26 protein-coding genes and 1 riboswitch are annotated in these 26,226 nt (G+C 63.6%); of the genes, 16 read left to right on the top strand and 10 right to left on the bottom strand.

All coding sequences use genetic code 11. From position 1 onward, the window contains the following. Window positions 1–181: 181 nt before the first annotated feature. The 8 genes from ABNP31_RS02770 (at window position 182) to ABNP31_RS02735 (ending at window position 8,440) form a co-directional block, all read left to right on the top strand. Window positions 182–1,333 (top strand): efflux RND transporter periplasmic adaptor subunit, encoded by a 1,152-nt coding sequence (locus ABNP31_RS02770; protein WP_085665400.1) that lies wholly within the window; start codon window positions 182–184, stop codon window positions 1,331–1,333. Continuing rightward, window positions 1,330–2,016 (top strand): ABC transporter ATP-binding protein, encoded by a 687-nt coding sequence (locus ABNP31_RS02765; RefSeq protein ID WP_025337543.1) that lies wholly within the window; start codon window positions 1,330–1,332, stop codon window positions 2,014–2,016. Before ABNP31_RS02770 ends, ABNP31_RS02765 begins: the two co-directional genes overlap by 4 nt. Beyond that, entirely contained in the window at window positions 2,016–3,227 is a 1,212-nt protein-coding gene (locus tag ABNP31_RS02760) for an ABC transporter permease (protein ID WP_350012967.1), read from the top strand. The genes ABNP31_RS02765 and ABNP31_RS02760 overlap by 1 nt, the downstream gene beginning before the upstream one ends. Further along, the gene (locus tag ABNP31_RS02755; RefSeq protein ID WP_350012966.1) at window positions 3,227–4,423 is read left to right on the top strand and encodes an ABC transporter permease; all 1,197 of its coding nucleotides are present in this window, start codon (window positions 3,227–3,229) and stop codon (window positions 4,421–4,423) included. The genes ABNP31_RS02760 and ABNP31_RS02755 overlap by 1 nt, the downstream gene beginning before the upstream one ends. A gap of 366 nt (window positions 4,424–4,789) precedes the next feature. Beyond that, window positions 4,790–6,511, top strand: a complete 1,722-nt coding sequence (locus tag ABNP31_RS02750) for a copper resistance system multicopper oxidase (protein ID WP_085665398.1) — start codon at window positions 4,790–4,792, stop codon at window positions 6,509–6,511. After that, a complete protein-coding gene (locus ABNP31_RS02745) occupies window positions 6,508–6,831 on the top strand; it encodes a hypothetical protein (RefSeq protein ID WP_350012965.1) in 324 nt (107 codons plus the stop codon). Before ABNP31_RS02750 ends, ABNP31_RS02745 begins: the two co-directional genes overlap by 4 nt. Further along, the gene (locus tag ABNP31_RS02740) at window positions 6,821–7,753 is read left to right on the top strand and encodes a copper resistance protein B (RefSeq protein WP_350012964.1); all 933 of its coding nucleotides are present in this window, start codon (window positions 6,821–6,823) and stop codon (window positions 7,751–7,753) included. Before ABNP31_RS02745 ends, ABNP31_RS02740 begins: the two co-directional genes overlap by 11 nt. Window positions 7,754–7,762: 9 nt before the next feature. Continuing rightward, entirely contained in the window at window positions 7,763–8,440 is a 678-nt protein-coding gene (locus tag ABNP31_RS02735; protein WP_085705917.1) for a c-type cytochrome, read from the top strand. A gap of 19 nt (window positions 8,441–8,459) precedes the next feature. Here the strand turns inward: ABNP31_RS02735 and ABNP31_RS02730 are convergent, their stop codons facing one another. From ABNP31_RS02730 to ABNP31_RS02715, 4 genes are all read right to left on the bottom strand, one after another. Then, window positions 8,460–9,569, bottom strand: coding sequence for an NAD(P)/FAD-dependent oxidoreductase (locus ABNP31_RS02730; RefSeq protein ID WP_350012963.1), 1,110 nt, complete (start codon window positions 9,567–9,569; stop codon window positions 8,460–8,462). Between the two features lie 199 nt (window positions 9,570–9,768). Then, entirely contained in the window at window positions 9,769–10,032 is a 264-nt protein-coding gene (locus ABNP31_RS02725; RefSeq protein WP_085617830.1) for a DUF3077 domain-containing protein, read from the bottom strand. Window positions 10,033–10,188: 156 nt separating this feature from the next. Further along, window positions 10,189–10,431, bottom strand: coding sequence for a hypothetical protein (locus ABNP31_RS02720; RefSeq protein WP_085665393.1), 243 nt, complete (start codon window positions 10,429–10,431; stop codon window positions 10,189–10,191). Between the two features lie 327 nt (window positions 10,432–10,758). Next, window positions 10,759–12,936, bottom strand: a complete 2,178-nt coding sequence (locus tag ABNP31_RS02715; protein ID WP_350012962.1) for a TonB-dependent siderophore receptor — start codon at window positions 12,934–12,936, stop codon at window positions 10,759–10,761. A 182-nt stretch (window positions 12,937–13,118) separates the two neighbouring features. On the opposite strand from ABNP31_RS02715, the gene ABNP31_RS02710 reads away from it, so the two are divergent. The 8 genes from ABNP31_RS02710 (at window position 13,119) to dxs (ending at window position 21,755) form a co-directional block, all read left to right on the top strand. Next, window positions 13,119–13,811 carry a response regulator transcription factor gene (locus tag ABNP31_RS02710; RefSeq protein WP_350012961.1) on the top strand — a complete coding sequence of 231 codons (693 nt, stop codon included), beginning with the start codon at window positions 13,119–13,121 and terminating at the stop codon, window positions 13,809–13,811. After that, window positions 13,811–15,157, top strand: coding sequence for a HAMP domain-containing sensor histidine kinase (locus tag ABNP31_RS02705; protein WP_350012960.1), 1,347 nt, complete (start codon window positions 13,811–13,813; stop codon window positions 15,155–15,157). Before ABNP31_RS02710 ends, ABNP31_RS02705 begins: the two co-directional genes overlap by 1 nt. Before the next feature lie 82 nt (window positions 15,158–15,239). Next, entirely contained in the window at window positions 15,240–16,139 is a 900-nt protein-coding gene (locus tag ABNP31_RS02700; protein ID WP_350012959.1) for an alpha/beta hydrolase, read from the top strand. Between the two features lie 138 nt (window positions 16,140–16,277). Next, window positions 16,278–17,339, top strand: a complete 1,062-nt coding sequence (locus ABNP31_RS02695; protein WP_085665388.1) for a hypothetical protein — start codon at window positions 16,278–16,280, stop codon at window positions 17,337–17,339. Between the two features lie 136 nt (window positions 17,340–17,475). Further along, a riboswitch (FMN riboswitch) is annotated at window positions 17,476–17,617 on the top strand. A gap of 80 nt (window positions 17,618–17,697) precedes the next feature. Next, window positions 17,698–18,348, top strand: coding sequence for a 3,4-dihydroxy-2-butanone-4-phosphate synthase (gene ribB, locus ABNP31_RS02690; RefSeq protein ID WP_075044462.1), 651 nt, complete (start codon window positions 17,698–17,700; stop codon window positions 18,346–18,348). A gap of 207 nt (window positions 18,349–18,555) precedes the next feature. Next, entirely contained in the window at window positions 18,556–18,798 is a 243-nt protein-coding gene (locus ABNP31_RS02685; protein WP_003255380.1) for an exodeoxyribonuclease VII small subunit, read from the top strand. Further along, on the top strand, window positions 18,795–19,682 hold the full coding sequence (ispA, locus tag ABNP31_RS02680) for a (2E,6E)-farnesyl diphosphate synthase (RefSeq protein ID WP_039614624.1): 888 nt from the start codon (window positions 18,795–18,797) through the stop codon (window positions 19,680–19,682). The genes ABNP31_RS02685 and ispA overlap by 4 nt, the downstream gene beginning before the upstream one ends. A 177-nt stretch (window positions 19,683–19,859) precedes the next feature. Then, a complete protein-coding gene (gene dxs / locus ABNP31_RS02675) occupies window positions 19,860–21,755 on the top strand; it encodes a 1-deoxy-D-xylulose-5-phosphate synthase (protein ID WP_350012958.1) in 1,896 nt (631 codons plus the stop codon). Between the two features lie 115 nt (window positions 21,756–21,870). On the opposite strand, the gene ABNP31_RS02670 is transcribed toward dxs, so the two are convergent. The 6 genes from ABNP31_RS02670 to thiL all read right to left on the bottom strand — a co-directional run bounded on the left by ABNP31_RS02670 (window position 21,871) and on the right by thiL (window position 26,209). Further along, complete coding sequence (locus ABNP31_RS02670) at window positions 21,871–22,683, bottom strand: cobalamin-binding protein (RefSeq protein ID WP_085665386.1); 813 nt, start codon at window positions 22,681–22,683, stop codon at window positions 21,871–21,873. Further along, window positions 22,683–23,102, bottom strand: coding sequence for an MFS transporter (locus tag ABNP31_RS02665; protein ID WP_075044459.1), 420 nt, complete (start codon window positions 23,100–23,102; stop codon window positions 22,683–22,685). The genes ABNP31_RS02670 and ABNP31_RS02665 overlap by 1 nt, the downstream gene beginning before the upstream one ends. Beyond that, window positions 23,099–23,716 carry a GTP cyclohydrolase II gene (gene ribA / locus ABNP31_RS02660; RefSeq protein ID WP_003260612.1) on the bottom strand — a complete coding sequence of 206 codons (618 nt, stop codon included), beginning with the start codon at window positions 23,714–23,716 and terminating at the stop codon, window positions 23,099–23,101. The genes ABNP31_RS02665 and ribA overlap by 4 nt, the downstream gene beginning before the upstream one ends. 264 nt (window positions 23,717–23,980) lie before the next feature. Next, window positions 23,981–24,724 carry a substrate-binding periplasmic protein gene (locus ABNP31_RS02655; protein ID WP_238067206.1) on the bottom strand — a complete coding sequence of 248 codons (744 nt, stop codon included), beginning with the start codon at window positions 24,722–24,724 and terminating at the stop codon, window positions 23,981–23,983. A 16-nt stretch (window positions 24,725–24,740) separates the two neighbouring features. Further along, window positions 24,741–25,244, bottom strand: a complete 504-nt coding sequence (locus ABNP31_RS02650) for a phosphatidylglycerophosphatase A family protein (protein WP_004376077.1) — start codon at window positions 25,242–25,244, stop codon at window positions 24,741–24,743. Beyond that, window positions 25,241–26,209 carry a thiamine-phosphate kinase gene (gene thiL, locus ABNP31_RS02645; RefSeq protein ID WP_238067205.1) on the bottom strand — a complete coding sequence of 323 codons (969 nt, stop codon included), beginning with the start codon at window positions 26,207–26,209 and terminating at the stop codon, window positions 25,241–25,243. The genes ABNP31_RS02650 and thiL overlap by 4 nt, the downstream gene beginning before the upstream one ends. Between the last annotated feature and the right edge of the window lie 17 nt (window positions 26,210–26,226).

Genomic DNA, 26,226 nt, shown 5'->3' with positions numbered 1-26,226 from the left:
AAACTTTCTGCAGCCTTCCCATGGCCGGGGAATCGCCGTTGCGTGAGCGAAAAAAATCTCATTCGCCATTTATCTGACACTAAACTAACGCTCATCCGAAAATCGTCGGATAAATGACGTTTCGCGTGGAGCTTTCACCCTCCTGATCTAGGCTCAAGCCATATGGGAGGAGGTGTAGTCCATGCGCAAATTATTGATTGGCTCGTCGATCCTGGCTTGTCTCGTGGTGTTGGGCGGCTGGTTGAGTCGACCGCAGCCGGTGCCGGTCAGGCTGCTGGAAGTTGAGCGGGGGCCGGTGGAGACGGTGGTGGCCAACACGCGCGCGGGTACGCTGAAGTCCTGTCGACGCTCGCACCTGTCCTTCAATGTCGGCGGCCAGGTTGCCGAGTTGCTGGTCAGCGAGGGCCAGCGGGTCCAGCCGGATCAGGTGCTCATGCGCCTGCGGCAGGACGAGCAACAGGCCAGGCTGCAGGAAGCCGAGGCGCGGCTGGAGGCCCAGCGCAACACCCGCGAACAGCGCTGCCAGCAAGCTCTGCTGGACCGGCGCGACCTTGATCGCCTCGGCCAGTTGGCCGACCGCAAGCTGATTGCCGCCGACCGCCTCGATCAGGCGGCGACCAAGGCCAACCTGGCGAAACTGATGTGCAGTGCCAGTGCCGTGCTGATCCGCGAGGCCGACGCCAGCCTGCAGTTGCAGCGTTCACTGCTGGAACAGACAACCCTGCGTGCACCATTCGCTGGCATCGTCGCAGAAATCAACGGCGAACTCGGCGAGTTCGTCACCCCTTCGCCGCCAGGTATTCCCACGCCGCCGGCAGTCGACCTGATCGACGACAGCTGCCTGTTTGTAGAGGCACCGATCGATGAGGTGGACGCTGCCCGGGTTCACCCAGGAACCGCCGTACGGATCAGCCTGGATGCCTTCCGTGGTCAGCATTTCACCGGCCGCGTCAGCCGCATTGCGCCCTATGTGCGCGAACTGGAGAAGCAGGCGCGCACCGTCGATGTCGAGGTGCGCTTCGACCAGCCGCCGGCAGACCTGGCCCTGCTCACCGGCTATAGCGCCGATGTCGAGATCCTCCTGGAGCAGCACGCGGGTGCCTTGCGCATCCCCACCGAGACCCTGCTGGAGGGGCAGCGTGTGCTGCGATATGACCCGAGCGCCCGGGTGTTGCGCGAGGTACAGGTGCAAACCGGGCTGAGCAACTGGCGCTGGACCGAGGTGCTCGCAGGGCTGGACGAGGACGCACGCATAGTCGCCAGCCACGAGCAGGAAGGGCTCAAGGATACCGTGGCGGTGATCCCGGTGGATGCCGCGGAGACCAAGAAATGATCCGCCTGCGCGGCGGCAGCCGCAGCTTCCAGTTGGGCGAACAGCAGGTGATGGGCCTGGATGGCCTGGACCTGGACATCGCCGCCGGTGACTACATGGCGGTGATGGGCCCGTCGGGCTCGGGCAAGTCGACCTTGCTGAACATCCTCGGCCTGCTCGACGCGCCGAGCGCCGGCGAATACTGGCTGCAGGGCGAGGCCACGGCGGCGCTGAGCGAGGCGCGCCGCGCCCAGTTGCGCAGCCGACTGATAGGTTTCGTGTTCCAGTCCTACCACCTGATCGCACGACTGACGGTGCTGGAAAACATCGAGCTGCCGATGGTCCTTGCCGGCATTGGTGCGGCACAACGGCGCAAGCGCAGCAGCCAATTGGTGGCACGCCTGGGGCTGGGCGAGCGCATTGCCCACCGCCCGGCCGAGCTGTCCGGTGGCCAGCGCCAGCGCGTGGCGATCGCCCGGGCGATGGTCATGCAACCGGCGCTGCTGTTGGCCGACGAACCCACCGGCAATCTCGATAGCCAGGCCGGCGCAGAGGTCTTCAGCCTGCTGGAGGAGCTCAACGGCGAGGGTCTGACCCTGATAGTGGTGACCCACGATGCCAGCCTGGGCGCCCGTGCACAGCGCCAGCTGCACATGCGTGACGGGCGGATCCACAGTATTGCGCCGCAGTGGGCGCTGGCCTGATGCGCGCTGCCGATGCCCTGGGCTTCTGGCTAGGTGCCTTGCGTGGGCATCGCTCACGCAGCCTGATGCTACTGCTGGCCATCGCTATCGGGGTGGTCGCGGTCAACCTGCTCACCGGTCTTGGCGCGGGCGCGCGGGCCTTCGTCCTGAACGAGTTCTCGCTGCTCGGGCGCGACATCCTCATCGTTTTCCCGGGGCGCAAGGAAACCACCGGGCGAATGCCGCCGCTCACCGGGCTGACGCCACACGAGTTGACCTTGCAGGATGTCCAGGCCATCACCCGGTTGCCGGGCATCCGCCGGGTCGCGCCGCAGCAGGCCGGGCAGATGGAGGTGATAGTCGGCAACCGCAATCGTGAGGTGCTGACGCTGGGCACCACCCGGGACTTCTTCGCCATTCGCCAACTGACGGTCGTCCAGGGCCAACCCCTGCCGACGCTGGACCCTGAACAGGCCGAGGCCGTCTGCGTGATCGGCGGCAAACTCCGGCGCGAGCTGTTCGGGGCTCGCCCGGCCCTGGGTGAATGGTTGCGCGCTGGCGACCGGCGCTTCCGGGTGGTCGGCATTCTCGATGAGCGGGGCGAATCGCTGGGGATGGATTTCGCCGAGATGTTGATCATTCCGGTGGCCAGCGCCCAGGCCTTGTTCAATAGCGAGGGGTTGTCGCGGGTGTTTGTCGAGGTGCATGGTCCGAGCTTTCTCGACCGTAGCAAGCAGCTGATACTCGCCGCGCTCAAGGAGCGTCACGAGGGAGAGGAGGACGTCACCCTGATCAGCCAGGACAGCCTGCTCAGCGCCTTCGACCAGATACTCGCGGTGCTGACCCTGGCGGTGGCCGGCATTGCCGCGATCAGCCTGCTGGTGGCAGGCATCCTGATCATGAACGTGACCTGGATTGCAGTAAGCCAGCGCAGCGCCGAGATCGGCCTGCTCAAAGCCATAGGCGTGACGGCGGCGCAGCTGCGCCTGCTGTTCCTCGGCGAGGCGGCGCTGTTGGCCCTGACAGGGGCACTGGCAGGGCTGCTGCTGGCCGAAACCTTGCTCTGGCTGGGGCGCCTGGCGTTCGATCTGCCGCTCTATGCCCCCTGGTGGGCGCGGGCTGGCGCAGTGCTGCTGGCACTCGGCACGGCGCTGCTGTTCGCCTGGCTGCCGGCCGCTCGGGCCTCGGCGCTGGAGCCGGTGGCGGCGCTACGCCCGCCGGGGGCGCACTGATGCGCTGGCAAGATGGTTTCCGGCTGACCAGCTCGGCGCTGACCTGCCGCCCGCTGCGCAGCCTGCTGACCCTGCTCGGGGTAGCGATCGGCATAGCCGCCGTGGCACTGCTCACGGCCATAGGCGAAGGCGTGCGCGGCTATGTGCTGGAGAACTTCTCGCAGTTTGGTACGCGGATCATCACCGTGCGCCCGGGCAAGACCCAGACCAGCGGCCTCGGCGGCCTGCTTGGCAGCGTGCGGCCACTGACCATCAGTGACACCGACGCCCTGCGGCGCTTGCCGCATGTCGAGGCGGCGGTGCCGATCATTCAGGGCAGCGGGAATATCCAGTTCGGTCAACTGAGCCGGCGCAGCGACATTCTCGGTGGCGGCCAACAGATGGCGCAGGCCTGGCGCATGCAACTGAGCCTGGGCGAGTTCCTGCCCCCGGCCCGTGACGGCCGTTCGCCGCCCTATGTGGTGCTCGGCCATCAGCTGCGTACCGAGCTGTTCGGGGCGCGCAACCCGCTGGGTGAGCTGATCCGCGTCGGCGGCGTGCGTTTCCGGGTAATCGGCGTGATGGCGGAGAAAGGCCAGTTGCTCGGTTTCAACCTCGACGATATCGCCTACATCCCGGTGGACTGGGCGGAAAGCCTGTTCAACCGCACCGGGGTGGTCAAAGCCCATGTGGTGTTTGGCGCAGGTACAACTTCACGGGCATTGAGCCGGCAGATTCGCGAGGTGCTCGGCGAACGACACGGTGCGGAGGATTTCAGCCTGACCACCCAGGACGACATGCTGCGCAGCTTCAACCGCGTTCTCGGCACCCTGAGCCTGGCCATTGGTGCCTTGGGGGGCATTTCGCTGCTGGTCGGCGCCGTCGGCATTCTCACCATCATGACGACCACTGTGGGCGAGCGCACGGCAGAAATCGGCCTGTTGCGGGCGATTGGCGCCAGTCCGCGGCAGGTACTTGGGTTGTTTCTGGCTGAAGCGACGCTGCTGTCCCTGGCCGGTGGCCTGCTTGGCCTGCTGTTGATGGGCATGCTGCTGGGGCTACTGCACCTGGCCATGCCGAGCCTGCCCTTGGCGCTGCAACCGCTGTTTCTGCTGCTGGCGCTGCTGCTGGCGGCGATGCTCGGCATTCTCGCCGGCCTGGCTCCGGCCGTGCGGGCGGCCCGCTTGCATCCGGTGGCGGCGCTGCGCATCGAGTAGCGGCCAGGCCAAAGAGCCGCTTGATGGGGCTGCTTTGCAGCCCTTCGCGGGCACGCCCGCTCCCACAGAATACATAGCCCAAAGATTTCGCAGGGCCTTGTGGGAGCGGGTTTACCCGCGAACACCGGCAAAGCCGGTGCCATACACCGCGTCGCATTCTTCGCGGGTGAACCCGCTCCCACAGGGTGCGCGGCGCGCTTACTGAATTTGACCCACCACAAGCTGACAGAAAAGTAATCTGAAGCTCAGCCAGCTGACAGCGCAGGTCCGCTAGCGTGAAGGAAGATTGTGGGGCTTCTGGACCCACGGCTGGGGCGTTCAACCGCCTGAACACCAGCAACTTTTCGACTGACTGGACGCAACGGCATGCAAAGCAAAACCACCAGACGCTCCTTCGTCAAAGGCCTGGCCGCTACCGGACTGCTTGGCGGGCTGGGCATGTGGCGCACGCCGGTCTGGGCCGTGACCAGCCCCGGCCAACCGAATGTGCTGAGCGGCACCGACTTCGACCTCTACATCGGTGAGCTGCCGGTCAACATTACCGGCACTGCGCGTACAGCGATGGCCATCAACGGCTCCATTCCCGGGCCCATCCTGCGCTGGCGCGAAGGCGATACCGTCACACTGCGTGTGCGCAACCGCTTGCAACAGGACACCTCCATCCACTGGCACGGCATCATCCTGCCGGCGAACATGGACGGCGTGCCGGGCCTGAGCTTCCATGGCATCGCCCCCGACGGCATGTATGAGTACAGGTTCAAGGTCCAGCAGAACGGCACCTACTGGTACCACAGCCACTCCGGTTTCCAGGAGCAGGTCGGGGTGTATGGTGCCCTGGTCATCGACGCGAAAGAACCTGAGCCGTTCAGCTATGACCGGGACTATGTGGTCATGCTCAGCGACTGGACGGATGAAGACCCTGCACAGGTGCTGTCCAAGCTCAAGAAGCAGTCTGACTACTACAACTACCACAAGCGCACGGTGGGTGATTTCGTCAACGATGTGAGCGAAATGGGCTGGTCCGCCGCGGTAGCCGACCGCAAGATGTGGGCCGAGATGAAAATGAGCCCCACCGATCTCGCTGACGTGAGCGGCTACACCTACACGTACCTGATGAACGGCCAGGCCCCGGACGGTAACTGGACGGGCGTGTTCAAGCCGGGCGAGAAAATCCGCCTGCGCTTCATCAACGGCTCGGCCATGACGTATTTCGATGTGCGAATTCCCGGCCTGAAGATGACGGTTGTCGCGGCGGATGGGCAGCATGTCAAACCCGTTGCGGTCGACGAGTTCCGCATCGCCGTTGCCGAAACCTACGATGTCATCGTCGAGCCCGAAAGCGAGCAGGCTTACACCATCTTCGCTCAATCCATGGACCGTACCGGGTATTCCAGGGGCACCCTGGCTGTTCGCGAAGGCTTGCAAGCCCCTGTTCCAGCTGTCGATCCACGGCCGATCATTTCCATGAGCGATATGGGCATGGATCACGGCGACATGGCTGGCATGGACCACGGCAACATGGCCGGCATGGACCATGGCGACATGGCTGGTACCAGCGCGCCCATGCAGAGCCACCCAGACTCCGAGAGCAACAACCCGCTGGTCGACATGCAGACGATGACGCCGACACCAAAACTGGGCGATCCGGGCATCGGGCTGCGTGACAACGGCCGCCGCGTGCTGACCTATGCGGACCTGCGCAGCACCTTCCCGGACCCGGACGGCCGCGCGCCTGGTCGCACAATCGAGCTGCACCTTACCGGCCACATGGAAAAGTTCGCCTGGTCCTTCGACGGCATCAAGTTTTCCGATGCCGAGCCACTGCGCCTCAAGTATGGCGAGCGCCTGCGCATCACCCTGGTCAACGACACCATGATGACCCACCCCATCCACCTGCATGGCATGTGGAGCGACCTGGAGGATGAGAACGGCAACTTCATGGTGCGCAAACACACGATCGACATGCCGCCTGGCTCAAAACGAAGCTACCGCGTCACTGCAGATGCTTTAGGACGTTGGGCCTATCACTGTCACCTGCTGTTCCACATGGAAATGGGCATGTTCCGCGAAGTCCGTGTGGACGAATGAACTGGAGATCCGAGATGAGCAAACCAATGAAACGAAGCGCGTTTTTCCTCTCTGCTGCAATGGCCGGCCTGTTTGCCGTTTATGCCCCGTCGTCGTGGTCCGGCGACAACAATCAGCAGCCTGCCGATGCCACAAAAGCCAAGGGTGCCCAAGGCATGGACCATGGTTCGATGAAGGGCATGGATCATGGCGCCATGAAGGGCATGGACCACGGTTCGATGAAGGGTATGGACCATGGCTCGATGCAAGGCATGGACCACGGCAAGATGATGGAATCCCATGGCAGCGACAAAGCCGAGGCAGGGAAAGATGCTCAATAGCCTGGCACGACCATCGCTGCTGGCATTGACCGTTTCGCTCGGCGTGCTGGGCGCTGCGCCCAGCTTCGCCGCTGAAGAAATGGACCATTCGATGATGGACCACGGCAAGATGGATCATGGCAGCATGCCGGGCATGGATCATGGAGCCATGAACCATGAAGCGATGGATCATTCGAAAATGAACCACGGCTCGGCGAATACGCCGACGACCAGCCGTACCCCTATCCCGGTGCTGACCGATGCCGACCGCCAGGCAGCCTTCCCCCCGTTGGGCGGGCATCAGATGCACGACAGTGCGGTCAACAGCTTTTTCCTGCTGGATCAACTCGAGTACCAGGACGCCGATGAAGGCAGCACGCTGGCCTGGGATGCTTCTGGCTGGGTAGGCGGCGATATCAACCGGCTGTGGATCCGCTCCGAAGGTGAACGTACCAACGGTGTCACCGAGGATGCCGAATTGCAGCTGCTGTACGGCCGCTCGATCAGCCCATGGTGGGATGTGGTTGCCGGGGTGCGACAGGACTTCAAGCCTGAATCCCCCCAGACCTGGGCGGCGTTCGGTATCCAGGGCATGGCGCTTTACGACTTCGAAGCCGAAGCCACCGCGTTCATTGGCGAGAACGGCCAGACTGCCGCGCGCCTGGAAGGCGACTACGACATTCTGCTGACCAATCGCCTGATCCTGCAGCCGACCGCTGAAGCCAATTTCTACGGCAAGAACGACCCTGGGCGCGGTGTGGGTTCCGGCCTGGCCAATACCGAAGTCGGGCTGCGCCTGCGCTATGAAATAGTCCGCCAGTTCGCCCCCTACATCGGCATCACCTGGAACCGCTCCTACGGCAAGACCGCCGATTTCATCCGCGACGAGGGTGGTGATGTGGATGAAGCGCGTTTCGTGGCCGGTATCCGCATGTGGTTTTGAGAACCAGACATGAAAAGAACAATAACAACGCTTGTTGCAGCAGGCGCGGTGGCCAGCGTGGCCGTGCTGGGTGCTGCGTACTCCGGCCTGGTCAACGTCGGGGCCGATGATCCCCATTTCCCCGCCGTGCATGCCTTTCTGGCCATGGCACGGGACCGCTCGATCGCAGTACGGGCCAGGGACATCGAGGTGCCGGACCTGAAAGATGAAACGCTGATTGGTACCGGCGCCGGTAACTACAACGCCATGTGCATCGGTTGTCACCTTGCCCCTGGCGTCGAGAAGACGGAGCTCAGCCAGGCTCTGTATCCATCGCCCCCCAACCTGGCCAAAAGCGGGATTGGTGGCGACCCCGCTGCGGCGTTCTGGATCATCAAGCACGGCATCAAGGCCTCTGGCATGCCGGCCTGGGGCAAGAGCATGGGCGATGAATACATCTGGGGCATCGTCGCCTTCCTGGACCAGTTACCCCAGTTGAACGCAGAACAATACAAAACGATGGTCGCGGCCAGTGGCGGCCACCAGCATGGTGGTGGCGAAAGTGAAATGCACAATCATGAAGGCCAGCACCGCGGCAACGTGCCTGGCCATCATGGTGAGCAGGCCTCGGGCGCAGGCCAGCATGATGAGGGGCATTCAAAGGCCCATACTCATCGCGATGGCAAGCAGCACATGCATAAAGACTGAAGGCAGCTTCGCACTGCCCTCAGTTGTCACGCAGGGTATGCAGCACGCGATCCGCCAATGCCAGGCAACTGGTCAACCCCGGTGACTCGATACCAAACAGGTTCACCAGCCCCGGCACACCATGCTCGGCGGGCGTACTGATGACAAAGTCCGCCGCCGGGTCCTGAGGGCCGCTGATTTTCGGGCGGATGCCGCTGTAGGCCGGTTGCAGGCTGGCGTCGGGCAGGTCGGGCCAATAGCGCCGTACGGCGGCATAGAAGCTGTCGCCGCGCCGGGGGTCTACCGGGTAGTCGATATGTTCCACCCACTCCACATCCGGGCCGAAGCGCGCCTGGCCGCCCAGGTCGAGGGTCATGTGCACGCCCAGGCCGGCGTGTTCCGGTGCGGGGTACACCAGGTGCCGAAATGGCGCACGACCGCTCAGGCTGAAATAGCTGCCTTTGCATAGATAGGCTTTGGGTACATGGGCCGGGTCGAGGCCGGTGATGTGCCCAGCGACTTCAACTGCAGATAACCCGGCGCAGTTGACCAGCCGCTGGCAGGTCAGGCTCATCGGCTCGGCACCGCCCATGTCCAGGCTGAAACCGGCCTCGATCACCCGCGCGGCAAGCAGTGGGGTATGCAGTACCAAGGTGGCGCCCGCAGCCTCGGCGTCACCCAGCAGGGCGAGCATCAAACCGTGGGAGTCGATGATGCCGGTGGACGGCGACCACAGCGCGGCGACACATGACAGCGCCGGCTCCAACTCACGCGCCTGGTCGGCGTCGAGCCATTGCAGGTCATCGACACCATTGCGCCGGCCCTGCTCCAGCAGGCGCTGCAAGCCTTCGACCTGGGCCGCATCGGTGGCGACGATCAGTTTGCCGAGGCGCTGGTATTCAACGCCCCGACTGTCGCAATAGGCATACAGGCGTTGCTTGCCCTCGACACACAGCTGCGCCTTGAGGCTGCCATCGGGGTAATACAGGCCGGCGTGGATCACCTCGGAGTTGCGCGAGCTGACCCCGACGCCAATGCCCTCTCCCGCCTCCACCACCAGCACTTCATGGCCAGCCTGGGCCAAGGCGCGCGCCACCGTCAGGCCGACCACACCGGCCCCGACCACCACACACTCGATATCAACGCTCACCTGCACCTCGCTTGTCGAAAGGCTTGACTGGCCTGTATTACCCCAGGCGCCACTCTAATCAAGCGGGCCATCAGGTGTATACCGACAGGTTTGCAGCGCCTATGAGACCGAGCGCCGCGCGGGCGGCGCTCGGTCTCATAGGCGCTGCAATTGCCAAGGCGAACCCCTTGCGGCCTTCACACAACCTGAAGGCAAACACTCACTGCTTCATACCCAACTCAGCATCATCCATCAGCGCCTTGGCCATCGCACTCAGGTAGTGCGCAGCCCAGATCATCATCGGCTTCTCATCCATCAGGCCGGTGATGGTCAGTTCGCGGACATAGCCCATCAACTCCGAAGACTGCTCTCGGGCATCGCGGCAGGGGATGCCGGGCTCGATGCGGAACAGTGGGTGGGTGCCATGTTCGCCTTGGTAGAACGTGGTCTTGCCGACAGTGAATTGGGTGTCTTCTGTGGTCATTTTTGAATCCCCTGAAAGTTCTCGACTGCCTGGACGGGCCCTTTCGCGGGTGAACCCGCTCCCACAGGTACTGTGCAAGTCTTGAAGACTGTGGTGATCCTGTGGGAGCGGGTTTACCCGCGAAAGGGCTTGCCCAGACAACACATCACTCAAGCCTCAGTGCAAAGTTCTGGCCCCAGTGGGCATCTGCACCTGAATCAATGCCGACTCCAGCAAAGCCCGCAGCGTCTCCAGTTCATGCATCGACGTCATCATCAAAGCCGACGCCGGCGACTTGGGCTGCAGCAGCATGGCCTGATGCACAACGGTCGCAGCGCACAGCGCATAGTCCGTGGCCTGGATCAGGGTGTCTTCAAGGGAATGAATATCGTGGGGTGGATCGGGGACAATCTTAAGCATGGTGAGGTTCTCAGTTGATTGGCCAGAACCGCCATTCATTACTTGCAGTGTGATGGGTGGCGGCCACGTACAGGTCTGCAAGACCGGCAGAGAACGAAACCGGCAGGTTCGAAAACCTCCCGTACGCAGCCACCATCAAGCGCGCGCAATGGCATGCCATTGGCTATTGGTGATCGGTAATCGTTCTCTGAGCGGGCTTGCAGGCCCGGTCGCTGATTTGGCAACGACTGGGCCACACTAGGCCGCCAGGAGCACCACCGCAATGGCTCAAGGGCGCTAGGAAGCTATTTCAGAAATGGCCTACGCGCAACGGGAAAAATCTGATTATCAGAAGTCATAACGCGCCCCAACCATCATGCTCCGCGACGGCCCGTAGAAGTTGAACGTCGAGGTCGACCCCACCCGCGACAGATAGTCCCGGTCGAACAGGTTGTTGATGTTGAAGGTGGCCGTCAGCTTCGAGGTAACCGGATAAGACAGCATTGCATCCACCGTCGCATAGCCTGGCGCGTCGATGCGCACACCGCCGTTCTCGGAATAGAAGTTACTCATCGCCGAAATACCGCCACCAATGGCCAGGCCGTTCAGCGGCCCTTGGCTGATGGTGTACTTGCTCCACAGCGATGCCTGGTTGCGCGGCATAATGAAGAAGGTGGTTTCGGCATCGCCCTTGAGGGTTTCGGTTTCCATCCAGGTGTAGCCGGCCAGCACTTCCCAGTTCGGCGTCAGCTTGCCGCTCACTTCCACTTCGGCGCCTTTCACACGGGTCTTGCCGGATGCAACAGAGTCAGTGGTAGCCACACCGTCGGCGTCATACACGGTGGTCGCGCGGTTCTTGTCCGTCAGGCGGAACACCGAGAAGCGAGTATTCAGGTCGCCGCCGAAGTAGCTGCTCTTGAGACCGAACTCGTACTGCTCGCCCTCACGCGGCTTGAGCACCCGGCCATTGCTGTCGGTGTCGGACTGCGGCTTGAAAACCTGCGAATAGCTGGCGTACAGCGCATGGTTCTCGGTCAGGTCGTAGACCAGGCCGCCATACGGGGTGAAGTGGCCATCCACGCGCTTGCTGTCGTTGGTGGTGGCGCCGCTGCTGAGGGTAGTGGTGTAGAAATCACCGCGATACCAGCTGAAGCGGCCCCCGGCGATCAGCGCCAGACGCTCGACCGGGCGGAAGGTGACCTTGGAGTACAGGCCGTATTCCTCTTCCTGCATACCGGTCTCGGTGCTGTAGTTGGGCGATGGCTTGGCGAACTGCTTGGGCGAGTATGTATCGACGTTGATGGCGCCCAGGTTGGTTGTGCCGTTGAGGTACTCGGTGTCGTAGTTCTTGTAGTCGCTGCCGACCACGAATTCGCTGACCTGGCCGAAGGTTTCGAACGGCTGGCTGTAGCTGGCGTCCAGCGAGTAGGTGTCCTGGGTGAAATCGCGGGCGCTGGCGCGCTCGGAGTTTGCGCCAGTGGTGGCGTTGGTCGCGGTGAAGGCGTACAGATAATTGGTGTCGCGATGCGAGCCACGGGCTGCGACACGGCCATAGCCGCCGTTGTCGAAGCGGTGGGTCAGCTCGGCGACCAGGTCGGTGGTCTTGCCGTCGAAGTAATTCCAGTCAGCCCCCAGGAACTTCGAATGGCTGAAGTCGGGTACTTCGCCGTACAGCGTTGCCGGATAGCCATTGTGCGGGGTGATGTTCTTCACTTCATGAATCAGGCCGAACGACAGGGTGGTGGCGTCGTCCAGGTCGACGTCCAGCGCACCGTAGTAGCTGTTGCTGGTGTTGGCGTTGTAGTCGACCTCGCCATTGGTGTCGTCACGCGAGGCGATGAAGCGCCCGCGCACGCGGCCGGCATCATCCAGCGGCCCGCTCAGGTCGATTTCTTCGTGGTTGGTGTCCCAGGTGCCATAGCTGCCTTCGACATGCCCCTGGAACTCGGCGGTCGGGCGCTTGCGCACCATGTTGACGATGCCGCCCAGTTCGCTGGTGCTGCTGAACAGCCCGGCCGGGCCACGCATGATCTCGACACGGTCGAATGCCGCCAGCGACGGTACTGTACCGAAGATGCTGGCCATGGGCGCCGGCAGGCCGTCGATATTGAACTCGCTGTACTCGTAGCCACGGGCGTAGATCGACGAACGGCCACTGTCGTTGGTCAGGGTGCGCAGGCCGGCGGTGTACTTGGCCAGGTCATCGAGGTGCACGAACTGGCGGTCCTTGACGTAGTCCTGGGTGTAGACGGTGATCGATTGCGGGATGTCCTTGAGCGCTGCGGGGGTCTTGGTGCCCACGGTGGCGGCATCCACGCTGTAGCCGCCAGTTTCTTCCGACGGCAGCATGTCATACAGGCGGTTGCCTTCGATGGTCAATGCCGGCAGGTCAAGCGCGCTGTCCTCGGCAGACGCCTGAGTCGCTACCGTCTCGGCCAGTGCCGACAACGAAAACGGCGCCAACAGCCCCAGCACCAGCCAGCCCCGACCCCGTCGCGAGTCCCCCAAACTTTTGAAACTGCTCATGACACACCCTTTCCCCAAATGGTAGTAATTCGCAAACGAAACAAGTTGCTTTTTGCGAACGATACCGAAGGGAAATCGGGGGTGCAGCAGGATTAACCTTCTTAACACATCCAGGCGTTGCCCTCGCCCTGCCGGCAATGGGATGATTCGTAACTGATACGAATTCTCATTCAAGGCTCGCCGTGCCCACCTCACTCCTCCTAGCCGAAGACGACACAAGCCTGCGTCAGGACCTGGAACGCCATTTCCGAAACCGGGGTTTCCGGGTGCACGCATGCGCCACCGGCGCCCAGGCCCTGAATGCCATACAGCAATCACGGTTCGAGCTGGTACTGCTGGATATCATGCTGCCAGGCATCGACGGCCTCAGCCTGCTCGACGAGTTGCGCCAGCAGCAGGCGGTGCCGGTCATGCTGATGTCGGCGCTGGGGGCCGAGCAGGATCGCATCAGTGGCTTTACCCGGGGTGCGGACGATTACCTGCCCAAGCCCTTCAGCCTGGCCGAGCTGGACGCCCGGGTCGATGCATTGCTGCGGCGTGTGGCGTTCGATCATGGTACGGCGCTGCGTGCCGACGTCGGCGAGGTGATGCTCGACCAGGACCGCCAGGACGTTATCCACAACGGCAAGGCTGCCGGCCTCACCGCGTCCGAATTCCGCTTGCTGGCCACCCTGCGGGCCCACCCCGCCGAAGCCTTGAGCAAACCATTCCTCTACCAGACCGTGCTGCACCGGGCCTACACCCGCCTGGATCGCGGCCTGGATGTGCATGTATGCAACCTGCGCCGCAAGCTGGCCGACATCGATGCCCAGCACCTGCAGATCCAGGCCGTACGCGGCCAGGGGTACATCCTGGTCGACACGGAAAAAGCCTGATGCGCCGTCATCCCCTGCTATGGAAACTGGCCGTACTGCAGGTTGGCTTCTGCCTGTTGCTGACCTGGCTGATCTGGACCTGGGGCCTGTCGGTGGAGCGCAGTACCTACTTCCTGTCCCAAGCCGACCAGGACTACCTGGCGCGCTTTGCACAGCAAGCCGAACAGGCCTGGGAGCAAGGCGGCGCGGAGGGTGCCGAGGCCTGGCGCAGGCAACTGGAACAGGCCGAGGGCACTTGGGTGGCGCTGGTCGGGCCGCACCTGCAGAGCCTTGGCAGCACCCCACTGAGCGCTGAGGAAGCTAGCCACCTGACCTTCATGCGCAAGCTCGACTGGCCGATGAGCCGGCGCCTGCAGGATGAACTGCCCTACGTCAGCATCGAGTTCCCGCGACACCCCGAGCACGGTCGCCTGGTAATGCAATTGCCCGAACACCTGTTGCCTACCGGCCTGACCCCATGGACCCATGTAATCACCCATGGCGTTGCCCCCACGCTACTCGCCCTGCTGCTGGTTCTGGCGCTGTACCGCCACCTTGTGGTGCCACTGAACCGCCTGCGCGACCGCGCCGACGCCCTGCGTGCCGACGACCTCGACAGCCCGGCCCTGCCCCTGCAGGAGCGGCGCGATGAGCTTGGTGAACTGGCGCAGGCCTTCGAGCACATGGCCGGGCGCCTGCGCCAGAGCCTGGAGCAGCAGCGCCTGTTGCTGCGCACGCTGTCTCACGAACTGCGCACGCCGCTGGCGCGGCTGCGCATCGCCCATGACAGCGGCTTGCCGCCGGCCCAGTTGCGCGAGCGCCTGGACCGCGAGGTCGCCGACATGCAGAAGCTTCTGGAGGACACGCTGGACCTCGCCTGGATGGACACCGAACAGCCCAGCTTGCCGACCGAACCGGTATTGATGGTTTCGGTGTGGGAAGCCTTGTGCCAGGACATCTGCTTCGAAAGCGGCTGGGACCGCGCCCGCCTGCCCTGCTCGCTCGGCCCCGACTGCGTGGTGCAAGCCCACCTGGACAGCCTGGCCCAAGCCCTGGAGAACCTGATGCGCAATGCCATCCGCCACTCGCCGGCCGAGGGCCGGGTCAGCCTGGATGGCTGGTTGGAGGGCGACTGCTGGCACCTGCGCCTGAGTGACCAGGGGCCCGGGGTGCCGCACGCCGAGCTCGAACGCATCTTCAAGCCCTACCAGCGGCTGGCCGACAGCGGCGCGGGCTTCGGCCTGGGCCTGGCCATCGCCCGCCGCGCCATCGAACTGCAAGGCGGTCGCTTGTGGGCCAGCAACGGTCACCCAGGCCTGTGCCTGCACATGACTTTGCCGATGGCCCGGGACTGTTTAGAAAGTTAATGCGCTTTACGCTCAATCAGGACTGATTATCATCTTGGCGTTTCTGCCTTGCGCTCCTTGCAAAGCCCTGATGAGACACCTGATGAGCAAAATGACCCTGACGCTGGCTTTGGCACTGGCCCTTGCGGCCCCTGCTGCCCTGGCGCAGCCCGAGCATCAACTGAGGATGGATTCCTCGCTGCTGCAGCGCCAGGACCTGGCCTACCGCTTCAGCCAGCTCGACCTGGACTCGGCCGATGGCCAGCGTCATTACCGCTTGTGGGTAGGCAAACCAGACCGCCCGGCGCCAGCGGCGGGTTACCCGGTGCTGTGGATGCTCGATGGCAACGCCGCGCTGGGGACGCTGGACAGCCTGCTGCTGGGCAAGCTTGCCGCCGGCCAGGCGCCATTGCTGGTGGCCGTGGGGTACCAGACCGATCAGCGGATCGAGCGGGTCGGGCGTACCTATGACTACACCCCGGCGTTGCCTGGGCCGGCTGCGCAACTGGACCCGTTGACCGGGCAACCGAGCGGTGGCGTGGACGAGTTCCTCGATCTGCTGAGCGAGCGCATGCGGCCGCTGGTGGCGGGTGTGGCACCGATCGACCTGCAGCGGCAGACGTTGTGGGGGCATTCCTACGGTGGGTTGGCCGTGCTGCATGCGCTGTTCACCCGGCCTGGGGCTTTCAGCGACTATGTGGCGGCCAGCCCTTCGCTGTGGTGGCATGACGGTGCGATCGTGCGTGAGGCGCAGGGGCTTGACCAGCGCCTGGGTAGCAGCCGGCCTCGATTGTTGCTGATGCGCGGGAGTGAGGAGCCGGCTAACCCGCGCATGCCGGTGCAAGGAGATGGAGAACGGGCGGCGCGGGAGCTGGTGGCAGACCTGGCCAAGGTGCCGGGGTTGCAGGCACGGTTCGAGCGGATTGACGGGCTGGGGCATGGGCCGATGTTACCGGCTTCGCTGAAGCGGGTGATTGAAGGGATGTCACAGTTGAGCCGATGACGATCTGAACACATTGAAATGAAGGGAAACCATGATGCCTGGGCGAAGTACTGCCTTGCCGCCAGAAATGGCCTATAGCCATCACTCATGATTTACTGATACGGTTCATTCATGTGCTCTCTGAATCATGGATGAACGATGCGTCAAAGATACCATTACCTTATTGAGATAGACCTGAAAAACAGCGAAAAGCCAGAAACACTTTTTTCTGGGTTTATCGATTACAGCGGCGGCGGTTCGTATCAAGACCAACTGGTAATCACAAACCGAAAAATCTCAATAAACTGCACCCGAGCCTCGAAAATAGATTTGAATGGCGTATTCAACAACTACCAAAGCGCACTGTATGGGCAGATCACTAAAGCCATATTCTTCTACATCTGCAGAAAAACGACAATCCCAGAACTAACCTCCATAACCATATCTACCCAATATCGCGACCGCCCGGCCGGTGTAAAGAAGATCGAAGATACCGACTTCAAAAGCCACGCCAAGCTCACATGCGAATTCCTTTCTGGCTTCAAGATTGATCGACTTGAAGCCATCCTCGCAGAATCAGAAAAAGGTGCAGGTCTTCTTAAGGCTGTATCTCACCTGACTCGTTCGAAAACCAAACATGACATTTATGACCGGTTTGACTCCCTGTGGAAGTCATTCAATGCTCTTTATCGGACTATCGCCAGGAAAAGCACTGATTTCGAATGTCAACAGACGACCAGATCACTTCTCCTAGATCATGCCCGAGCGTCGGAAAGCTCGAGAACCTTGCTGGGAGACATAACAGCAGATGAACTACGCCAAAAACTCCGCTGGAGGCAGTTGATCCTCAACGATTACGAACATGACGGCAAGGCAGGCGCATTCAAAGATTTCGTACTGAGGTACACAGACGCAAGACTCATGCAAGTATTCAAAGAGACTTTGTCTTACCGTAAGGATTCGCTCACCAAAGCCCAGCACATCGGCGCCGTAGAGGCACATATAGAAAAACACCTCAAGGCAGGCTTATCGAAAAGCCAGGAAGTCATTGCCATCCTCTGCATCAAGTATGCTTACTTCGTTAGAAACAAATCCGCTCACGGAGAGCGCCTTGACAGGATCATTGGCCTGAGCAACAAGGAAGTCATCGAAGTGAAATGGCTCAGTGACCTACTTGAGTGTTTGATAATTGATCTGATAAATGCCAATGATCTCTATTAAACTCAGGCCGGCTGAGGAAGAAACCGCGATACTGACCTAGGCTACCCTGATAAGCCAAAGCACCATGGGCAAGCGGTACCGCCAAAGGTCGTAGAGCCGTGGGTTGCCAGCGAGGTGGCAATGTGCTGTATGCTTGGCGGGTCTTCAGGGCGGGGTGAAAGTCCCCACCGGCGGTAAATCGAAAGATGAGCCCGCGAGCGCCCCGGCCATGCCGGGGGTCAGCAGATCTGGTGAGACTCCAGAGCCGACGGTCATAGTCCGGATGAAAGAAGGCGTCAGGCAGGGGCCATCCGGGCGCCCCTGCGCGCGCATTTTGTTCGCCCCGAGACGTTCATCGATCATTCACGAGGAGCGTTTCATGTCCACCAAGCACCACCCGCAATTCCCCAATGTCAGCGCCGCCATCGCCGCCTTCCAGGCCGGGCGCCCTGTGCTGCTGCTCGACGACGACGACCGCGAGGACGAAGCGGACATCATCGCCGCCGCCGAGAACATCTCGCTGCAGACCATGGCCATGATGATTCGCGATTGCAGCGGCATCGTCTGCCTGTGCCTGGACGAGGCCACCGTCGACGAACTGCAACTGGCACCCATGGTACAGAACAACCAGGCCCGCCATGGCACCGGCTTCACCGTCACCATCGAGGCGGCGGAAGGCATCACCACCGGGGTGTCCGCCCAGGACCGCATCACCACCATTGGCGCGGCACTGCGCTCCACCGCGGACCAGCGCCATATCGTCAGCCCGGGGCATGTGTTCCCGCTGCGCGCCCGCAATGGCGGGGTGCTGACCCGCCGTGGCCACACCGAAGGCTCGGTGGACCTGGCACGCCTGGCCGGGTTGCGCCCGGCGGCAGTGCTGTGCGAACTGATGAACCCCGATGGCACGATGGCCCGTGGCGAACAGGTGGCGGTGTATGCGCGGCAGTACAATCTGCCGGTGCTGACCATCGAGGAACTGGCGCGGTACCGTGAGGCCATGCTGGAGCTGGAAGCAGAGCCAGCCTGATCCACCGCACGGGGCCGCTTTGCGGCCCATTCGCGGGTAAACCCGCTCCCACAGGGACCGCGCAGACTCGGAACCGGTGCAGTACCTGTGGGAGCGGGTTTACCCGCGAAGAGGCCGGCAAGTCCAACCTCAGGCTGCCTGAAGTTTGCTCCCCCCGCCCCGCTCTGCTAGTGTCGCGCCGTTCTGAATGCCACCGAGACAGTCGCCATGGCCCGCAAAAAAGCCTCCCTCGATTTCGAGCAATCCCTCGCAGACCTGCAAGCACTGGTCGAGCGCCTGGAGAACGGCGAGTTGTCGCTGGAAGAGTCGCTGGCCGCCTTCGAGCAAGGCATCGCCCTGACCCGCGATTGCCAGGGCGCCCTGGCCCAGGCCGAACAGAAGGTGCAGATCCTGCTGGAACGCGATGGCGAACTGGCAGCACAGCCCTTCGACGCGGAGCCGGAAGCATGATCGGCACCTACCAGGCCAGCTGCCAGGCGCGGGTCGACGCCGCCCTCGAACCGTTGTTCGTCGCCCCGACCAAGGAACTCGAACGCCTTTACGCCGCCATGCGCTACAGCGTGATGAACGGTGGCAAACGCGTTCGTCCGCTGCTGGCCTACGCGGCCTGCGAAGCCTTGGGCGCCCCGGCCGAACAGGCCAACGGCGCAGCCTGTGCGGTGGAACTGATCCACGCGTACTCGCTGGTGCATGACGACCTGCCGGCCATGGATGACGACGACCTGCGCCGCGGCCAGCCGACCACCCACAAAGCCTTCGATGAAGCCTGCGCGATCCTCGCCGGCGACGGTTTGCAGAGCCTGGCCTTCAGCGCCCTGCTCGACCCGCGCCTGAGCCCGCAGGCCGACAGCATTCGCCTGGCCATGGTCCAGGCCCTGGCCAAGGCTGCCGGCCCGGCAGGCATGGTCGGTGGCCAGGCCATCGACCTGGGCTCGGTTGGCCTGAAGCTGGACCAGCAGGCCCTGGAGTTCATGCACCGGCACAAGACCGGTGCGCTGATCGAAGCCAGCGTGCGCCTCGGCGCCCTGGCCAGCGCCCGCGCCGAACAGGCGCAACTGGATGCCCTGCAGACCTATGCACAGGCCATCGGCCTGGCGTTCCAGGTGCAGGACGACATCCTCGACGTGGAAAGCGACACCGCCACCCTGGGCAAACGCCAGGGGGCCGATATCGCCCGTGACAAACCGACCTACCCGGCACTGCTGGGCCTGGAGGCGGCCAAGGCCTATGCGATCGAACTGCGCGACCAGGCGCTGGTCGCACTGCAAGGGTTCGGCGAAAAGGCCGAACCGCTGCGGGCGTTGGCGCGTTACATCGTCGAACGCCGCAATTAAGCAACGACACCAATCCCTGTGGGAGCGGGTTTACCCGCGAATGCGATGTTGAGTCTACCGCCGCATTCGCGGGTGAACCCGCTCCCACAGGGGCCGCGTAACCCGTGGTTGAATGGGCAGTATTTCCTACAATGGGGTAAACTGCCGCGTCTTCACACACCTATAACGACTCGCCTGATGCCCACGACGTTTCAAGAGATCCCCCGCGAACGCCCGGTCACGCCGTTGCTCGACCGCGCTGACACGCCTGCCGGCCTGCGCCGGCTGGCCGAAGCCGACCTGGAGACCCTGGCCGACGAACTGCGCCAGGAACTGCTCTACACCGTGGGTCAGACCGGTGGGCATTTTGGTGCCGGCCTGGGTGTCATCGAGCTGACCATCGCCCTGCACTACGTCTTCGACACCCCCGACGACCGGCTGGTGTGGGACGTGGGCCACCAGGCCTACCCGCACAAGATCCTCACCGGGCGCCGTAACCGCATGCTCAGCCTGCGCCAGAAGGACGGCATCGCCGCCTTCCCGCGCCGCAGCGAGAGCGAGTACGACACCTTCGGCGTCGGCCACTCCAGCACCTCGATCAGCGCCGCACTGGGCATGGCCATTGCCGCCCGCCTGCAGAACAGCGACCGCAAGTCGATCGCGGTGATCGGTGACGGCGCGCTGACCGCCGGCATGGCCTTCGAGGCGTTGAACCACGCCCAGGAAGTCAACGCCGACATGCTGGTGATCCTCAACGACAACGACATGTCGATTTCGCGCAATGTCGGCGGCCTGTCCAACTACCTGGCCAAGATCCTCTCCAGCCGCACCTACGCGAGCATGCGCGAAGGCAGCAAGAAAGTGCTGTCGCGCCTGCCGGGCGCCTGGGAAATCGCCCGCCGCACCGAGGAGTACGCCAAAGGCATGCTGGTGCCGGGCACGCTGTTCGAAGAACTGGGCTGGAACTACATCGGCCCGATCGACGGCCACGACCTGCCGACCATGATCGCCACCCTGCGCAACATGCGTGACCTCAAGGGCCCGCAGTTCCTGCACGTGGTGACCAAGAAGGGCAAGGGCTTCGCCCCGGCCGAGATCGACCCGATCGGCTACCACGCCATCACCAAGCTGGAGCCGGCCGACAAACCCGCCGCACCGAAGAAAGCCAGCGGCCCGAAATACTCGGCGGTGTTCGGCCAGTGGCTGTGCGACATGGCTGCCGCCGACAACCGCCTGGTGGGCATTACCCCGGCGATGAAGGAAGGCTCCGACCTGGTCGACTTCAGCGAGCGCTACCCGGAGCGTTACTTCGACGTGGCGATCGCCGAGCAGCATGCCGTGACCCTGGCGGCCGGCATGGCCTGCGAGGGCAGCAAGCCGGTGGTGGCGATCTACTCTACCTTCCTGCAGCGCGCCTACGACCAGCTGATCCACGACGTGGCGGTACAGAACCTCGACGTGCTGTTCGCCATCGACCGCGCCGGCCTGGTCGGCGAAGACGGCCCGACCCATGCGGGCAGCTACGACCTGTCGTACCTGCGCTGCATCCCGGGCATGCTGGTGATGACCCCAAGCGACGAGAACGAGCTGCGCAAGATGCTCAGCACCGGCCACCTGTACAACGGCCCGGCGGCTGTGCGCTACCCGCGTGGCACCGGCCCGAACGCGCCGATCAGTGGTGACCTGGAACCGCTGGAAATCGGCAAGGGCGTGGTCCGTCGCCAGGGCGAGAAAGTCGCCTTGCTGGTGTTCGGCGTGCAACTGGCCGAGGCCATGCAGGTGGCTGAGCAGATCAACGCTACCGTGGTCGACATGCGCTTCGTCAAACCGCTGGACGAGGCACTGGTGCTGGAACTGGCCGCAAACCATGAGCTGCTGGTGACCATCGAAGAAAACGCCATCATGGGCGGTGCCGGTGCGGCTGTGGGTGAGTTCCTGGCCAGCCAGGCGATCGTGAAACCGCTGCTGCACCTGGGGTTGCCGGACATCTATGTCGAGCATGCCAAGCCTGCGCAGATGCTGGCTGAGTGTGGGCTTGATGCGGCCGGGATCGGGGCTTCGGTGAAGGCCCGCATGGCCAGGCTCGGGCTTTGATTTTTTGGGGCCGCTTTGCGGCCCATCGCGACACAAGGCCGCTCCTACAGGGACCGCGCAGTTATTTGTAGGAGCGGCCTTGCGTCGCGATCGAGGGCGCAGCCCTCGCAAAAGCTCACTTGGATACTGGCGCGTTAGCCTCGAGCAGCGCACACAAGCGCGCCGTAGCTTCGATCATCTGCCCACTAGGCCGCTCCAGGCCTTTGTCTGGCACCACCAGTAAACGATCATCGGCAACCGCGCGCAGTTGCGGCCAGGCCTTCCAACTCTCCAGCTGCGCCTCATCACCCGCCAGAATGACCTGCGGGTTGCGCAGCAGCACAGACTCCACATTTACCTGCGGCGCCGGCTGGGTGAGATCGGCGAAGACATTACGCGCGCCGCAAACGGCCAGGGCATCGCTGACCACCTGCCGGCCACCGAGCGTATACAGCGGTCGGTCCCAGACCTGGTAGAACACCTGCAGGGGCTCGTCCCGTCGATACTGCTGGCGCAGCTGCCGCAGCCGGTCACGCAGGGCCTGGGCATACCGATGGCCCTGTTCGGCACGGCCGATACGTTCGGCTATGGCTTCGATCTGCTCGATCAGCTGGTCGATGTCATGGGGTTCTGCGCTGTACGTTGCGATGCCCAGGCGCTTGAGCTGGCCACGTTGGGCCGGCGACACGCTGCCCGGCCACAGCAGCAACAGGTCGGGGCGAAGGCTGAGCAAGCGTTCGAGGTCCAGTTGCCCCTGGCGCCCCACCGAGGGCAGCTCGCGCAGCGCCGCCGGCCGTTCGCCACCGTCGAGCACACCTACCAGCAGGTCATCGGCCTGCAGTTCGAGCATGATCTCGCTCATCGACGGGGCCAGGCTGACCACCCGCAGGGGTTCGGCGGCCAGTGCGGAACAGGCGAACAGCGCCAGCAGGCCGGGCAGCAGGCGCATCAGCCGAGCTGGCGTGGAATGCGATAGAGGTACAGCACTACTGCGGTGGACAACGCCAGCAGGATCTGCGGCACCGCCTCGAGGCCGACCAGCACCGACAAGGCGGCGACCCAGGCCGGGAAGCAGGCATACAGCATGGCCAGGCGCCGCACCCGCGCCAGCTCGATCCAGGCGGCAGGCTCTTCGCCAGTGCCGAGCACCTTGGACGTAGCGATGAGGGCGCGCTTGTAGGCACCGAAGCGCGGCAGGCTGAGGAACATGGTCGCCGCGCCAGCAATGAACAGTGGCATGGCCAGCACCGAGGCCAGCGCATCACCGCCACCGAAGGCCCAGGCCATCACTGGCAGCGGCACCAGGCCCACCGCCAGGTACTGCCACCAGGCCAGCGCCAGGCGCCGCTTGACCTCGGCGCGGGTCACGCCTGAGGCACCTCGCCCTGGTGCTCGTTACCCAGCATGTGGCCCAGCTTGCCGGCCTTGGTTGCCAGGTAGTAGCGGTTGTGCGGGTTGTGCCCGGTGTGCAGCGGTACGCGCTCGGCGACGACGATGTTCATGTCGGTCAGGGCTTTGACCTTGCGCGGGTTGTTGGTCATCAGACGCAGCGACTTCACGCCCAGGTGCTCCAGCATCGGCAGGCACATGGCGTAGTCGCGCTGGTCGGCGGCAAAGCCCAGGCGCTCGTTGGCCTCGACGGTATCGGCGCCACCATCCTGCAGCTCGTAGGCGCGAATCTTGTTCAGCAGGCCGATGCCACGGCCTTCCTGGCGCAGGTACAGCAGCACGCCACGGCCTTCACGGGCGATGGCCTGCAGCGCGGCTTCCAGCTGCGAGCCGCAGTCGCAGCGCTGGCTGAACAGGGCATCGCCGGTCAGGCACTCGGAGTGCAGGCGCCCCAGCACCGGCTGGCCGTCCGCGATGTCACCCAGGCTGAGCACCACGTGCTCACGGCCAGTGGCTTCGTCGAGGAAGCCATGCATGGTGAAGGTCGCGAAGGGAGTCGGGAGTTTAGAGGCGGCAACAAAGACGACGGGCACGTTGTGCTCCTGGAATAAGTTGAAAATTTCTCGTGGGCCGATTGTATCAGCAGGTTGAGGGATGTGGGCTGGCTGAATACCGTGGCTTAAGATCGAAAAGTTCGATGCTTATTAGGCCATCGATCAACCCTGCCCCCTACGCGGGCTTCTGTGGGAGCGGGTTCACCCGCGAAGAAGGTAACGCGGTGCCTGGCACCGGCTTCGCCGGTGTTCGCGGGTAAACCCGCTCCCACAGGGACCGCACAGGCCTTGGTGCTCTGCGCCTCAATGCGGTTTGCTATTCGGGCTGAACGGATACGGCTGCTGCCAGTGCTCGAAGATCGGCTTCAGCTCGCCACTGCGCACCAGCTCGGCCATGCGCTTGTCGAACAGGTCGCGCAGGGCCTTGGCCTGGTCGTTGCGGGCAAAGGCCAGGTACAGCGGCAGCTCGGCCACATGGGTGCGGCGGAAGCGCTCGGGTTGGGAGGTCTGGCCGAGCACGTAGTCGACCTCGGTCAGCGCATCGATGTAGTAGTCCACGCGGTCATGCTCGAGCATCGGCAAAATGCCTTCGCGGCGCTGCACTTCGCGAAAGTCATGCACATTGGGCAGGTAGCTGCCGAAGTCGTAGCCGCGCACCCAGGCCAGGCGGTACTGGCCTATGGTCTGCTGGGTAGGCACAGGCTTGCTGACCAGCCCCAGGGCGTAGATGTGGTCCATGTCGAAGTGCCAGCGCGGGTACAGGTTGTCGTCGTTCTCGTCCTTGTACGAGCCTACCCAGGCGTCAGCCTCGCCACGCTTGACCAGCCCGATCGCACGGCTGTAGGGCGCACTCTGTGTCACCACCTTGACCCCGGCCGGCTCGAACACCTTGCGCAGCACGTCCCAGGCCACCCCGGTACCGTCGGCGTTGGTGTAGTCGAGCCACTCTTCGCTGACCAGGTGGATCTGCTTCGGCACACCTTCGGCAGCCGCCGCCCACGGGGCAAGGCTCAGCAGCATTGCCAGCAGCACCGTCCTCATGGCCATTCACACGCTCCCTGTATCAGGCAACCGCCCACACCAGAACCTGCATCCCCAGCCAGGCAAACACGCCGGCCAGGATATCGTCGAGCATGATCCCGACGCCCCCATGCACATGGCGGTCGACCCAGCGGATCGGCCACGGCTTGAGGATGTCGAAGAAGCGGAACATCAGGAACCCCGCCAGCAGCCACTGCCAGCCTTCCGGCACCAGCCAGAGGGTAATCCACATGCCGACGATCTCGTCCCAGACAATACCTTCATGGTCGTGCACGCGCAGGTCATTGGCGACCTTGCCGCAGAGCCAGAAGCCGAACAGCATGCTCACGCCCAGCAACAGCCAGTAGCCCCAGTCGGGCAGCATCTGCCACAGCGGAATGAACGGTATGGCCACCAGCGAGCCCCAGGTGCCCGGCGCCTTGGGCAAGGTGCCGGAACCAAAACCGAAGGCGATGAAGTGCCACGGGTTGCGCCAGACCGAAGGCGGAACGAACTCCGCAGGCACCTGGTTGGGGTGATCGGTCACGGTGTCTCCCTAAAGTGTTGATAGCCGCGTTGCCGCGGGGTGATGTCCTGGCCCTGCTGGTCGCGCAGGCTGACACCCTGCCCTTCGAGCACCCGCCCGACGACATGGAACGCAGCCAGGCCTTGTGCCTGCAGGGATGAAAGCTCGGCTGGCGGCAAGGTGAACGCCAGCACATAGTCGTCGCCACCGGTCAGCGCCGCCTGCACGGCGGCCTCGGCACCGAGGAACCCCTGCAGAGCGGCTGACACCGGTACCTGCTCCAGGTTCACCTCGAGCGCCACACGGGAGGCCTTGGCGATATGCCCGCAGTCGGCCAGCAAGCCGTCGGAAATATCCAGCGCCGAGGTGGCACGCCCGCGCAGCAGTCGGCCCAGGGCGAACTGTGGCGATGGCGACCAATAATGATCGAGCAACGGTTGCGCCAGCGCGGCATCAGCCTGGCGCTGACCCAGCACCAGCGGCAAGGCCCCTGCCGCGTTGCCCAACTCGCCACCAACGCACAGTAGGTCGCCCGGGCGAGCGCCGTCACGGCGCAACGCCTGCCCCGCCGGAACCCGGCCGAACACGGTCATGGTGATACTCAGGGGGCCACGGGTGGTATCGCCACCGATCAGGCTCAGCTGGCAGTGGCCGGCCATGCGGTTGAGGCCGCTGGCATAGGCTTGCAGCCAGTCGGCGCTGACCTCGGGCAAGGTCAGGGCAAGGGTGAAACCGATGGGGGTGGCGCCCATGGCAGCCAGGTCGCTGGCCGCCACGGCCAGCGAGCGCTGGCCGAGCAACCAGGGGTCGCACACCGCCGGAAAATGCACCCCGGCAACCAGGGTGTCGGTAGACACCGCCAGTTGCTCGCCGGCGGGAAGGCTCAGCAGGGCGCAGTCGTCACCGATGCCCAGGGCCACGCCTTCACCGCCTTGCGCACAGGGCGCGGCGGCGAAGTAATGGCTGATCAGCTCGAACTCACCCATGGTCCGCAAGCGCCAGG

It is taken from the genome of Pseudomonas asiatica (assembly GCF_040214835.1).
GTDB classification, from domain to species: domain Bacteria; phylum Pseudomonadota; class Gammaproteobacteria; order Pseudomonadales; family Pseudomonadaceae; genus Aquipseudomonas; species Aquipseudomonas putida_Z.
The sequence above is the reverse complement of the archived record's forward strand: the minus strand, read 5'-3'. Positions and strand labels throughout refer to the sequence as shown.